This window comes from Serratia sp. BFP-2025 (genome assembly GCF_050880365.1).
Taxonomy (GTDB): Bacteria; Pseudomonadota; Gammaproteobacteria; order Enterobacterales; family Enterobacteriaceae; genus Serratia; species Serratia surfactantfaciens.
This window is the reverse complement of sequence record NZ_JBPAFV010000001.1, coordinates 1817224-1828896: the sequence shown is the minus strand read 5'-3', so window position 1 is coordinate 1828896 and position 11673 is coordinate 1817224. Positions and strand designations below refer to the sequence as shown.

The following is an 11673-nucleotide window of genomic DNA, read 5'->3' as shown; positions in this document are numbered from 1 at the left end:
CATTAAGGAGACTGATTGATGAAACGTTATTGGTATGCGGCGTTTGGCCTGATGGCCTGTGGGGCCGCTCAGGCGGCAACGGTCGACGTTGAGATGAATTTGGTGACCGGGCAGGGCATCGGTCAGGATATCGGCAAAGTGGTCATCAGCGAAACGCCGTACGGCTTGCTGTTCACGCCGGATTTGAAAGCGTTGCCGGCCGGGGTGCACGGTTTCCACGTGCATGAGAAAGGTAGCTGCGAACCGGGCATGAAGGACGGCAAGGCGGTGGCGGCGCTGGCGGCCGGCGGCCATTTCGATCCGCAAAAGACCGGCAAACATCTCGGGCCGTATGCCGACGGGCATCTGGGTGACCTGCCGGCCATCTATGTGACCGCCGACGGCGTGGCTACCTATCCGGTGTTGGCGCCGCGGCTGAAGAAAATCAGCGAAATTGAAGGCAAAGCGCTGATGGTGCACGCCGGCGGCGATAATCATTCGGATCATCCACTGCCGCTCGGCGGTGGCGGTGAACGTTTCGCCTGCGGCGTGATTAAGTGATCATCCGCCGCTAACGGCCGGGGCAGCGGCGGGCTGGCCGGTAGCCAGCTGCAGCTGCTGCAGCGAACAGTAGAGCCGCCAAATCAGGCCGGCCAGATCGCGCGCCGCCTGTTCCGGGTGGTGCGCCAGCGCGTTGCTGATGCGCTGCAGCTCCTGCAGCGTGGCGTCGAGCGAGCTGTGCTGCACGCCTTTCTCCGTCATGATGCCGCGCAGGTGGTGAATGCAGACGTTGCGCACCGCCGACAGCGGATCGGAACGGGTTTGCCAGTCGCGCAGTTGCCAGACGATATGGCTGCAGTTGAGCAGCACCACGCCCCAGCGCAACAGCCAGGTGCGCGCCTCTTGATCCTGACTTTGGTTAAGCTGGCTGATGCGGTGGTAGATCAGCGATTCGAACTGACTTTCGCTCTGCTGCGGCCGTTTGCTCAACTGATCGATAAAATCGCGCCGCAGCGCGCGGATAATGCGGCGGCTTTTGCGTTTGTCCGAACTGGGGCGCAGGATTTGAAACGCCAGCCCGGCCAGCAGCACGCCGACGACTTTAGCGATATTGTCATTGATAAAGGACTGGTAGTCATAACTCGGCGGATTGCTGACGGTCAGGAACGAGCCCATAAAGACGATCAGCTGCCCCCAGAGCGCGGCATAAGGCGGATGCTGCAGCTTGAGCATCTGCATGGTCACCAGGATCGGGAACAGGAAGGCGCAGAACACCCAAAAATCGTCGATCTGGATCATCAAACCGAATTTCACCACGAAACAGGCGACCGAGAGCAGCAACACCGCCTTGAGCAAGGTGCTGATGCTGTTGATCGGTGAAGGCGTCGAAGAGTAAAGCACGCAGCTGATGGCGGTGAGCGTCAGCGCCGCGCTGCCGGCGTCCCACTGCGTGTTGATCCAGTAGGCACAGCCGATCACGATGCATAAAAAGGTGCGCAGGCCGTTGTAAGCGGCCTCATAACTGTCGGTGTGGCGCGCCAGCGAGGTGACGCGCGGCGGCTGGAGTTCGCTGACCGCCGTGGCGTTCTCCAGCCGCTGCAGCCAACGGTTGCAGCGCAGGTAAAGCCAGCAGAAATGTCGCAGACGCAGCCAGAAGGCGCGATGGCGATAGTCCGTCGGATCTTGCGGGGCGATTTGCTGGAGCAGGCGCGCCAAACGGTATTTGTCGGTGGCGGGATCGCGCAGTTCGTCCAGCAGCTGCGTCAGCACCGGCATCAGGTTGGCGGGGCGAGCCGGCCAGTTCAGCAGCATGCGGCGCAGGCTGGAAATAACGCTGGTAATGCGCAGCTGCTGGTGCAACAGATAATTGAGCAGATTGTTTTGCCGCCGCAGCCGGTAGTGGCTCCAAAACGCCTGAATACGCAGCAGGTTCATGGTCAGGATTTGGCCGATGACCCCTTCGTGCGAGGTACGCATCTGCGCGGTGACCTCCGGCTGCCACAGCATGGCGGCGTGTTCCAGCAGGCGCAACTGCATGCGCCGCAGCGAGGTCAGCAAGGCTTCGCCGTCGGAGGTGCTGGGCAGGATCATCATCATCAACCCGCCGCACAGAATGCCGGTGATCACTTCACAAACCCGTGCCTGGGCAATATCGAAGATCTGCTGGGTATCGGTGACGTTGACCGTACCGAAGGCGATGATGGCGGCGGTATACCCCGCCAGCGCGAAGGCATACGAGACGTTGTTCTGGTAATGGTTGGAGATATAGGTGCACAGCCCGATCCAGGCGGCGATGAACAGCGTGAACAGCCAGGGATCGTTCAGACAGTGGCCGGCGATCGCCACCGACGCGGCGGCGCCCAGCAGGCTGCCGAAGATGCGGCCGATGCTTTTGCTGATCACGCCGCCGATGGTGGGGAAGCTGACCACCGCGGCAGAGGTCAGCGCCCAATAGGGTTCGTCGAGCTCGAGTACGAACGCCACCCACAGCGCCAGACACATCGCCAGCGAATTGCGCAGCGCGTAGCGCCATTGGCCGCCGGTCGCCTTACCCCAGGGGGTGCGGCTCCACTCCAGAAAAGACAGGTTCACACTTTAGTTCCGCTGATGAATCGAAATGGTGCAGGTGGTGCCGGCGACCAGCGTCAAATCGGCGGGCACATTGAGCAATTTTATCCGTACCGGCACGCGCTGGGCCAAACGTACCCAGGGAACATTAGGCTTAACATCCATTAATAGATCGTTGCTGCTGTCAACGCTCTGATCGTAAATGGCGCGGCCGATGCTCTCTACTTCCCCCTGCAGCGGCGTGTTGCCGTTATATAAAACGATGTCCGCTTTATTGCCTTCTTTTATATGCTTCAGCTTGGTTTCTTCGAAATAACCGAGTACATAAAACGAGTGCACATCCACCAGCGCCACCAAGGGCGTGCCGGCGTTGGCGTAGTTTCCGACTCGCGCCTGCAGGTTGGTGATATAACCGTCCGTCGGGGCGTAAATTTTGGTTTTGCTCAAATTCCATTTGGCCTGCTCCAGGTTGGCCTGAGCGGCTTTATAGGCGGCCTTCATTGCCTGAGCGGCTAAATTGGACTCGTCCAAATCTTCAGCGGAAATAACGTTGCGCGGCAAACCGCGGCGGCGGGCGGCCTCGTGGTCCGCCTTGGCCAGATCGGATTGCGCTTTTGCCACAGCGGCCTCGGCATTGTCCAGCGCGATCTGGTAGGGCACCGGGTCGAGGGTAAAAATCAGACTTCCCGCAGGTACGAACTGATTGTCATTCGCGCTTATTTTCTCTAATCTTCCAGAGACTTCAGGGGTGATATTGACGAGTTCGGCGCGCACTTTTCCATCACGGGTCCATGGCGATTGCATATAATAATTCCAGAGCCACCAACCGGCACAGACGGCAATGGCGCAGACGATCACCGTAGAAAAGTATTTTAATGTTTTATGCTGCATGGGTTACCAACTCGCTAAAATCCATAAGGAACCGCTGACGGTCAGAACGAAAATGGACAGATCCATCAACATGGGATGCCAGATTTCGCCGGAATACATCCAGTCTCGCAGCAGCTGATGAATCAGCAGCCATAAGACCAGCCCTAGCAAAAAAGCTTTAAATATAGGCGGAAAATAAAGCGATGCCCCCAGCACCAAATCGGGCAAGGGGGAAGAGGCGTGTAACCATGATGTATTCACATTAACAATCCCTAAGGGTGAATATGTTGAATATTTGCATAACGATTAAACAATAGCGGCTAAAAACAGTGGCTATTTCCACAATATACATTATATACATTTGTGTTTTTAATGTGAGTTACCCAAAATAGTCTAAACTCTGGGAGGTAATGTTAGCATGCTAATTATAAGGAGGGGGAAGTGGAGTCAACATTAGGTTCAGATTTAGCACGATTGGTTCGTGTTTGGCGCGCGCTCATCGATCATCGGCTCAAGCCGTTGGAGCTGACCCAAACACACTGGGTCACTTTGCACAATATCAATCGTTTGCCGCCGGAGCAGTCGCAGATTCAGCTGGCGAAGGCGATCGGTATCGAGCAACCGTCACTGGTTCGTACGCTGGACCAATTGGAGGAGAAGGGGCTGATTACGCGCCACACCTGTGCCAACGATCGCCGCGCGAAGCGCATCAAGCTGACCGAAGCGGCCGATCCGATCATCAGGGAAGTGGACAGCGTGATCACGTCTACGCGCAGTGAGATTTTAAGCGGCATTACCGCCGACGAAGTGCATCTGTTGGTTGGGCTGATTGGCAAGTTAGAACAAAATATCACCGAACTGCAAAGCAAATAATAATATTCTTATTTTTTCTACGATTACAGTTTCACAGCATCAGAAATAAAACCGGAGGCGATTGCCTCCGGTTTGCCGTGTGTCGCCTGCTGACTTACAGCGGAGAGACGGTGATGGTGTCGCCCATGCGCGCCATGCGTACGCGCTGGCCCGGGCTGAACTTGGTGTCGCCCGCTTTCTGTACCACCACGATGTTCTCTTTCTGGTCGGTTTTGATTTCCAGCTCGTAGCCTGAGGTACGGCCGGCCACTTCACCGATGCTGTTGCCTGCCGCGCCGCCGGCGATAGCGCCCGCCGCGGTAGCCAGCGTACGGCCGGTGCCGCCGCCAACGGTGTTACCCAACAGGCCGCCAATCACCGCGCCGCCGATCATCCCCAAGGCGTTGGAGCCTTCGCCGCCCTGAATTTTCACCGGACGCACGGAAACCAGCGTCCCGTAGGTGACGTTCTGCACCTGTTTGGCCTGCGAGGACGAGTAGACATCGCCGGACATGGATTCATTGGCGCACCCAGCCAGCGTAACGGCGGCGACGGCAACGACGAGAAGACGCTTGATCATATAAAACTCCTGATGGTAGTAGTCCATAACCTGGCAATGCTCTCCAGGCAAGATTCAGTGAAAATGATAGACAAAGTATGGCGGAAAGTTGGCATATCACCATGCTCCATCGCTGCACGCAGCTTAACTTTTCTCTGTTCAACCAATAATAAACCGCGGTTTACCTTTATGACAGCCTCGGCGACATTCCGTTGCCGGTTAAGGCACGGTTTAACACATAAAGTGTGCGACAGCGGCGCATCTGGCTCACGCCCCGCAAAAAAAGCATCATAATTCATGGCGTTAATTCGTCAATTCTGGTTTATTTGTCAGGATGAAATTTGCTTACCGCGCAGGTTAGAGGATGTTGCTATGAAGTCAGGCCGCTATATAGGCGTCATGTCCGGCACCAGTCTGGACGGGATCGATGTGGTATTGGCCGCGATCGACGATCGCATGGTGGCGCAGCAGGCCAGCTATAGCCATCCGATGCCGATCGCGCTGAAAAAAGAGATTCTTGGCATGTGCCAGGGGCAGCAGACCACCCTGGCCGCCGTCGGCCGGTTGGACGCTCAGTTGGGCACGCTGTTCGGCGAAGCGGTGCTCGGCCTGCTGAAGCAAACCGGCATCGACGCGGAGCAGATCACCGCCATCGGTTGTCACGGCCAGACGGTGTGGCACGAACCGGAGGGCGACGCGCGTTTCTCAATGCAGCTCGGCGACAACAACCGCATCGCGGCGTTGACCGATATCACCACCGTCGGCGATTTCCGCAGGCGCGATATGGCCTACGGCGGGCAGGGCGCGCCGCTGGTGCCGGCGTTTCATCAGGCGCTGCTGGGGCATCCGCTCGAACGGCGCATGGTGCTGAACGTTGGCGGCATCGCCAACCTGTCTTTGCTGCTGCCCGGTACGCCGGTGCGCGGTTTCGACACCGGGCCGGGCAACATGCTGATGGATGCCTGGGTGTGGCGCCACCGCGCGCAGCCTTACGATCAGGACGGCGGCTGGGCTATGCAGGGGCGAGTCTGCTTGCCGCTGCTGCAGCAGATGCTGGCGGATCCTTACTTCGCGCTGCCGGCACCGAAAAGCACTGGGCGCGAGTATTTCAATATCGCCTGGCTGGAGCGCCAGCTGGCCGGATTGCCGGCAATTGCGCCGGTCGACGTGCAGGCCACGCTCACGGAGTTGACCGCGGTCAGCATCAGTGAGCAGGTGCAGCTGGCCGGCGGGTGTGAAAGGCTGCTGGTATGCGGCGGCGGGGCGCGCAACACGCTGCTGATGGCGCGCCTGTCGGCGTTGCTGCCGGGGACGGAAGTCGGGTTGACCGACGACTGCGGCGTCAGCGGCGACGACATGGAGGCGCTGGCTTTCGCCTGGCTGGCGTTTCGCACGCTGTCCGGCCAGGCCGGTAACCTGCCGTCGGTGACCGGCGCCAGCCGTGAAACGGTGCTGGGTGGGATTTATCCGGTTTTGCCATTGGGGGGCCGTTAGCTCTGTTAGGATAGCCTGTGAAGGATTTTTCTAAGGAGCAACAGCATGAAAAAAGTCATTTTCGTCGCCGGCGCGCTGGCGCTGTCCGGCTGCAGCTACATCCTGCCGCAGAGCAGCCAGACGATGCACTATCAGTGCGGCACCACGCCGCTGACGGTGGCGCTGGACGGCAAGGCGAGCGAAGTCAGCCTGCTGATGGATGGCGAACAGCTGCATCTCAAGCAGGTGCTGGCGTTGACCGGCGCCAAATACAGCGACGGTAAATACACGTTTTGGTCGAAAGACCGCAACGCCTATCTTGAACGCAACGGCAAAGTTGTGATGAGCGACTGCGTGCTGACGGACTAAAGGCCGGTGGCGGCGTCGGAGCGATTGAGTTCCTGACGCCGCAGGCGCAGAATGTAACGACGGATTTTTTCAGTTGGTCGATAACCCAGATGATTGAAAAGAATGAGTTTGATGTTGCGGACCTGCGCCGTGAATACACCCGAGGCGGTCTGCGCCGCAACGATCTGACCGCCAGCCCGCTCGAGCTGTTCGAGCGTTGGTTGAAACAGGCCTGCGACGCGCGCCTGGCCGATCCCACCGCCATGTGCGTCGCGACCGTCGACGAGCACGGCCAGCCTTATCAACGCATCGTGCTGCTGAAGCACTTCGATGAGCAGGGGCTGGTGTTCTACACCAATCTCGGCAGTCGCAAGGCGCAGCAGCTGGCGCACAACCCGCATATCAGCCTGCTGTTCCCCTGGCACATGCTCGATCGCCAGGTGATTTTCCTCGGCCAGGTGGAGCGCCTGTCGACTTTCGAAGTGCTGAAGTATTTCAACAGCCGGCCGAAAGACAGCCAGATCGGCGCCTGGGTTTCGCAGCAGTCGTCGCGCATTTCCGCGCGCGGCGTGCTGGAAAGCAAATTCCTCGAGCTGAAGCAGAAGTTCCAGCAGGGCGAGGTGCCGCTGCCGAGTTTCTGGGGCGGATTCCGCGTGAAATTCGACTCCGTCGAGTTCTGGCAGGGCGGCGCCCATCGCCTGCATGACCGTTTCCTGTATCAGCGGGACGGGAATGACTGGAAAATTGACCGACTGGCACCCTGAAGACGGAAAATCCCCTCTAAGCGCTGGTGCTGACGCCGCCGGCGCTTTATTCTATGCGCTACCCTGAATTTTTATTTCGCCACTGGGCGAAAGGCCGTGTACCGGCAAAGGTGCATTCGTTTATACATGGAGTCATTGATGGCAAGCAGCAACTTGATTAAACAACTGCAAGAGCGGGGCCTCGTTGCCCAGGTTACGGATGAGGAAGCGTTAGCGGAGCGACTGGCGCAAGGGCCAATTGCACTGTATTGCGGTTTCGATCCGACCGCTGACAGCTTGCATTTGGGCCATCTGGTTCCTCTGTTGTGCCTGAAGCGCTTCCAACTGGCCGGCCACAAGCCGGTAGCGTTGGTGGGCGGCGCCACTGGCCTCATCGGCGATCCGAGCTTCAAAGCGGCGGAGCGCAAGCTGAACACCACCGATACGGTGAACGAGTGGGTCGAGAAGATCCGCAAGCAGGTTTCCCCGTTCCTCGATTTCGACTGCGGCAGCAACAGCGCTATCGCCGCCAACAACTACGACTGGTTCGGCGGCATGAACGTGCTGACCTTCCTGCGCGACATCGGCAAGCACTTCTCCGTCAACCAGATGATCAACAAGGAAGCGGTCAAGCAGCGCCTGAATCGCGACGACTCCGGCATCTCCTTCACCGAGTTCTCCTACAACCTGCTGCAGGGCTTCGATTTCTCCGAGCTGTATAACCGCCACCAGGTGGAGCTGCAGATCGGCGGTTCCGACCAGTGGGGCAACATCACCTCGGGTATCGATCTGACGCGTCGTCAGCACCAGAAACAGGTGTTCGGCCTGACCGTGCCGTTGATCACCAAGGCAGACGGCACCAAGTTCGGTAAAACCGAAGGCGGCGCGGTCTGGCTGGCGCCGGAAAAAACCAGCCCATACAAGTTCTACCAGTTCTGGATCAACACCGCCGACGCCGATGTCTACCGTTTCCTGAAGTTCTTCACCTTCATGAGCCTGGAAGACATCAACGCGCTGGAAGAAGAAGACAAGAACAGCGGCAAGGCGCCGCGTGCCCAGTATGTGCTGGCGGAAGAAGTGACCGGAATGGTGCACGGTGCGGAAGGTTTGGCGGCCGCCAAGCGCATCACCCAGAGCCTGTTCTCCGGTGCGCTGCACGACATGACCGAAGCGGACTTCGCCCAGCTGGCGCAGGACGGCATGCCGACCATCAAACTGGACCGCGACGCCGATCTGCAGCAGGCGCTGGTGAATGCCGAGCTGGTGCCGTCACGCGGCCAGGCGCGCACCATGATCGGCTCCAACGCGGTAACCATCAACGGCGAGAAACAATCCGATGCCGAATACCGCTTCAGCGACGTGGACCGTCTGTTCGGCCGCTACACGCTGCTGCGCCGCGGCAAAAAACACTACTGCCTGGTGGATTGGCAGTAAGCGAATCATGACGGTAAGGGGCCCTGGCGGCCCCTTTATTTTTGGGCAGCCGCCCGGCTGCCATATCCCGAACGAGTTCTGTCGATGAAAAACATTCTTTCTATCCAGTCGCACGTGGTGTTTGGTCACGCCGGCAACAGTGCGGCTGAATTTCCGATGCGCCGCATGGGCGTCAACGTCTGGCCGCTGAACACGGTACAGTTCTCCAACCATACGCAATACGGCCAGTGGACCGGCTGCGTCATGCCGGCCAATCACCTGACCGAGATCGCGCAGGGCATCGCCAATATCGATCAACTGAAGCGCTGTGATGCGGTGTTGAGTGGCTATATCGGTTCGCCGGAGCAGGGTGACCATATTCTGGCGATCGTGCGCCAGGTTAAGCAGGCGAACCCGAATGCCTGGTATTTCTGCGATCCGGTGATGGGGCATCCGGAAAAAGGCTGCATCGTGGCGCCGGGCGTGGCCGAGTTTCACTGCCGCCAGGCGTTGCCGTGCAGCGACATGATGGCGCCGAACCTGCTGGAGTTGGAGATGCTGAGCCAGATGGCCGTCACCAACGTGGCCGATGCGGTGCAGGCCGCCCGCGCGCTGATCGCCAAAGGGCCGCGGCTGGTGCTGGTCAAGCATCTGGCCCGGGCCGGCTATCACGCCGACTGTTTTGAAATGCTGCTGGTGACGGCGGAGGAGGCCTGGCACATCAGCCGGCCGCTGGTGGACTTCGGCGCGCGTCAACCGGTCGGCGTCGGCGATTTGACCAGCGGTCTGCTGCTGGTGGATCTGCTGAAGGGCGAGGCGCTGGATAAAGCGCTGGAGCACGTGACCGCCGCCGTGTATGAGGTGATGCTGACCACGCAGGCGATGGGCGAGTACGAACTGCAGGTAGTGGCGGCGCAGGATCGGATCGTGCAACCGCGCAGCGAGTTCAAAGCGGTAAAACTGTAAGTGCAACGGGCCCCGGCGATAGCCACCGGGGCCGAATGTTTACTTCAATCCTTCGGCGTTCAGCGCCGCATCCACCGCCGGGCGCGCCGCAACGCGATCGAACCAGGCCGCCAGATGGGCGTGTTTGCGCACGTCGAACTGCAGGGCGAACGCCCAACGCAACACGGTGAACAGATAGGCGTCGGCCACGCTGAAACGGTTTCCCAACAGGAAGTGCTGCTTCGCCAGCACCGAATCCAGATAGCTGAACTGTTGCTCCAGCCTGGCGCGCGCGATGGTTTTGTATTCCTCGGGCGTTTTCGGGTTGAACAGCGGGCTGAATCCTTTGTGCAGCTCGGTGGCGATGTAGTTCAGCCATTCGATCGCGTGGTAGCGCGACAGGGTGCCCGCCGCCGGAATAAGGTTGCGATCCGGCACTCGGTCCGCCAGGTATTGCACGATCGCTACGCCTTCGGTCAGCAGGCTGCCGTCATCCAGCAGCAGCGCCGGTACCTGTCCCTTGGGGTTGATGGCGAGGTAATCGGCGCCGCTCTCGGTTTTCTTGTGCGCCAGGTCGACCTTCTCCGCCGTAAAATCCAGCCCTGCCTCACGCAGCACGATATGCGGGGACAGCGAACAGGCGCCGGCCTTATAGAACAGTTTCATCGGAAGCTCCTTGTTGATGACGAATGACGGGCATGCTTAACCTCTCATCGTAGTCCCATAGCGCCAAAATTACAGCGGCTTAGCTAACAAATTTAACCGACGATCGCCTCGGCGGGCTGCAGCTGCGCCAGCGTCGCGGCGATCTGCTGTTGCAGCGCCTGCGGCGCCACCTGCATCGGCGAGCGCAGTTCGTTGACGATCAGCCCTTGTTGGGCCAGCACCGTCTTGACCGGCGCCGGATTCGGGAAGCTGAACATCTGGTGGATCATCGGCAGCAGCTCATAGAAGTTGCTGCGCGCCGCGGCCAGATCGCCGGCGGCGACCTGCTGCGTCAACTGGACGAAACGTTCCGGGTGCACATGGGCGGCGGCGGAGATGGCGCCGGTGCCGCCGAGGCACAGCGTGGTGAGGATCAGATTGTCTTCCCCGGTCATCACATCGATTTCGCCATCGGCGATCAGCGCCATGGTGGTGTCAGGGTTGCCGCCGCAGTCCTTGATGGCGGTGATGCGCGGATGGCGTGCGAGCCGGCGCAGCGTAGCCAGCTCCATGGCGATGCCGGTGCGCTGCGGGATGTTGTACAGGATCACCGGCACGGTTGAGGCGTCGGCCAGCTGGGTAAAATAGTCGATCAGACCGCATTGCGAAGGGCGGATGTAGTAAGGCGCCGGGATCAGCACGCCGGCGATGTCGCGCAGCTGAATGGCCTGCTGCATCTGCAGCGTGGCGGCCATGTTATTGCCGGACAGGCCCATCACCACCTGGCGTGCAGGCGCCACTTCCAATACGGCGTCGAGCACCGCCAGCTGTTCTTCTTTGCTCAGCGCGGCGGCTTCACCGGTGGAGCCGCAGACCACCAGACCATCGATGCCGGCGTCGAGCAGGTGCCGCGCCAGGCGTTGCACCGCCGGCAGGTCGACGGCGTCGTGATTGAAAGGGGTAACCATCGCCACCCAAATACCCGAAAATGAGGCCATAAAATATTCCTTCTGTGTGACCGACAGAGAAGCCAGATGAGAAAATTGAAGGCGGGGCGTTGCGTGCCATCCAGTCAGCTCATCTGACGGGACAGCGCGCCCCGGTCAAATGAGCGTCTGTTTCTTCGATGTAACCGCCGCCAAACCGCCAAGGGGCAACGCAGGCGTCATCAGAATATCAGCGTTGCGTGGGTAGGCCATGGCAGTCTCGCGAAAAGGGGGAAGTGGGGTGATAATGAATATTCTTCATCAGGCTGTCAATTTACAACAGATTGATAAC

Annotated in this window: 13 protein-coding genes; 7 read left to right on the top strand and 6 right to left on the bottom strand. The window is 59.4% G+C overall.

The features are described 5' to 3' along the window. Nucleotides 1-18 precede the first annotated feature (18 nt). The gene (gene sodC, locus ACRAWE_RS08535) at nt 19-540 is read left to right on the top strand and encodes a superoxide dismutase [Cu-Zn] SodC (RefSeq protein ID WP_432525242.1); all 522 of its coding nucleotides are present in this window, start codon (nt 19-21) and stop codon (nt 538-540) included. On the opposite strand, the gene ACRAWE_RS08530 is transcribed toward sodC, so the two are convergent. From ACRAWE_RS08530 to ACRAWE_RS08520, 3 genes are read right to left on the bottom strand one after another with little or no spacing between them, the layout of a single operon-like run. Further along, on the bottom strand, nt 541-2571 hold the full coding sequence (locus ACRAWE_RS08530; RefSeq protein ID WP_432525241.1) for an FUSC family protein: 2031 nt from the start codon (nt 2569-2571) through the stop codon (nt 541-543). Between the two features lie 3 nt (nt 2572-2574). Further along, nucleotides 2575-3438, bottom strand: a complete 864-nt coding sequence (locus ACRAWE_RS08525; protein WP_025159707.1) for an efflux RND transporter periplasmic adaptor subunit — start codon at nt 3436-3438, stop codon at nt 2575-2577. Nucleotides 3439-3441: 3 nt separating this feature from the next. Beyond that, nucleotides 3442-3678: a DUF1656 domain-containing protein gene (locus tag ACRAWE_RS08520; protein ID WP_025159708.1), complete on the bottom strand. Its 237-nt coding sequence runs from the start codon at nt 3676-3678 to the stop codon at nt 3442-3444. Between the two features lie 180 nt (nt 3679-3858). On the opposite strand from ACRAWE_RS08520, the gene slyA reads away from it, so the two are divergent. Continuing rightward, complete coding sequence (gene slyA, locus ACRAWE_RS08515) at nt 3859-4290, top strand: transcriptional regulator SlyA (RefSeq protein ID WP_025159709.1); 432 nt, start codon at nt 3859-3861, stop codon at nt 4288-4290. A gap of 94 nt (nt 4291-4384) precedes the next feature. On the opposite strand, the gene ACRAWE_RS08510 is transcribed toward slyA, so the two are convergent. Beyond that, nucleotides 4385-4849, bottom strand: coding sequence for a glycine zipper 2TM domain-containing protein (locus tag ACRAWE_RS08510; protein ID WP_025159710.1), 465 nt, complete (start codon nt 4847-4849; stop codon nt 4385-4387). Nucleotides 4850-5200: 351 nt separating this feature from the next. Here ACRAWE_RS08510 and anmK point away from each other — a divergent pair, with 351 nt between their 5' ends. The 5 genes from anmK to pdxY all read left to right on the top strand — a co-directional run bounded on the left by anmK (nt 5201) and on the right by pdxY (nt 9771). Continuing rightward, nucleotides 5201-6322: an anhydro-N-acetylmuramic acid kinase gene (gene anmK / locus ACRAWE_RS08505; protein WP_197667555.1), complete on the top strand. Its 1122-nt coding sequence runs from the start codon at nt 5201-5203 to the stop codon at nt 6320-6322. A gap of 45 nt (nt 6323-6367) precedes the next feature. Then, on the top strand, nt 6368-6670 hold the full coding sequence (locus ACRAWE_RS08500) for an MliC family protein (RefSeq protein WP_019455971.1): 303 nt from the start codon (nt 6368-6370) through the stop codon (nt 6668-6670). An 89-nt stretch (nt 6671-6759) separates the two neighbouring features. After that, on the top strand, nt 6760-7413 hold the full coding sequence (pdxH, locus tag ACRAWE_RS08495) for a pyridoxamine 5'-phosphate oxidase (protein WP_063919370.1): 654 nt from the start codon (nt 6760-6762) through the stop codon (nt 7411-7413). Nucleotides 7414-7551: 138 nt separating this feature from the next. Continuing rightward, nucleotides 7552-8826: a tyrosine--tRNA ligase gene (tyrS, locus tag ACRAWE_RS08490; protein ID WP_309531178.1), complete on the top strand. Its 1275-nt coding sequence runs from the start codon at nt 7552-7554 to the stop codon at nt 8824-8826. An 84-nt stretch (nt 8827-8910) separates the two neighbouring features. Next, a complete protein-coding gene (pdxY, locus tag ACRAWE_RS08485; RefSeq protein WP_197798832.1) occupies nt 8911-9771 on the top strand; it encodes a pyridoxal kinase PdxY in 861 nt (286 codons plus the stop codon). Nucleotides 9772-9810: 39 nt separating this feature from the next. Here pdxY and gstA read toward each other — a convergent pair whose 3' ends face one another. Together gstA and dapA are read right to left on the bottom strand one after the other, a co-directional pair. After that, on the bottom strand, nt 9811-10416 hold the full coding sequence (gene gstA, locus ACRAWE_RS08480; protein ID WP_432525240.1) for a glutathione transferase GstA: 606 nt from the start codon (nt 10414-10416) through the stop codon (nt 9811-9813). Between the two features lie 92 nt (nt 10417-10508). After that, on the bottom strand, nt 10509-11393 hold the full coding sequence (gene dapA, locus ACRAWE_RS08475; RefSeq protein WP_432525239.1) for a 4-hydroxy-tetrahydrodipicolinate synthase: 885 nt from the start codon (nt 11391-11393) through the stop codon (nt 10509-10511). Between the last annotated feature and the right edge of the window lie 280 nt (nt 11394-11673).

Bases quoted from the DNA above. Each gene is read 5' to 3' on its own strand.
- sodC (WP_432525242.1), top strand. From the start codon at position 19: ATGAAACGTTATTGGTATGCGGCGTTTGGCCTGATGGCCTGTGGGGCC.
- ACRAWE_RS08525 (WP_025159707.1), bottom strand. From the start codon at position 3,438: ATGCAGCATAAAACATTAAAATACTTTTCTACGGTGATCGTCTGCGCC.
- ACRAWE_RS08510 (WP_025159710.1), bottom strand. From the start codon at position 4,849: ATGATCAAGCGTCTTCTCGTCGTTGCCGTCGCCGCCGTTACGCTGGCT.
- anmK (WP_197667555.1), top strand. From the start codon at position 5,201: ATGAAGTCAGGCCGCTATATAGGCGTCATGTCCGGCACCAGTCTGGAC.
- ACRAWE_RS08500 (WP_019455971.1), top strand. From the start codon at position 6,368: ATGAAAAAAGTCATTTTCGTCGCCGGCGCGCTGGCGCTGTCCGGCTGC.
- pdxH (WP_063919370.1), top strand. From the start codon at position 6,760: ATGATTGAAAAGAATGAGTTTGATGTTGCGGACCTGCGCCGTGAATAC.
- tyrS (WP_309531178.1), top strand. From the start codon at position 7,552: ATGGCAAGCAGCAACTTGATTAAACAACTGCAAGAGCGGGGCCTCGTT.
- pdxY (WP_197798832.1), top strand. From the start codon at position 8,911: ATGAAAAACATTCTTTCTATCCAGTCGCACGTGGTGTTTGGTCACGCC.
- gstA (WP_432525240.1), bottom strand. From the start codon at position 10,416: ATGAAACTGTTCTATAAGGCCGGCGCCTGTTCGCTGTCCCCGCATATC.
- dapA (WP_432525239.1), bottom strand. From the start codon at position 11,393: ATGGCCTCATTTTCGGGTATTTGGGTGGCGATGGTTACCCCTTTCAAT.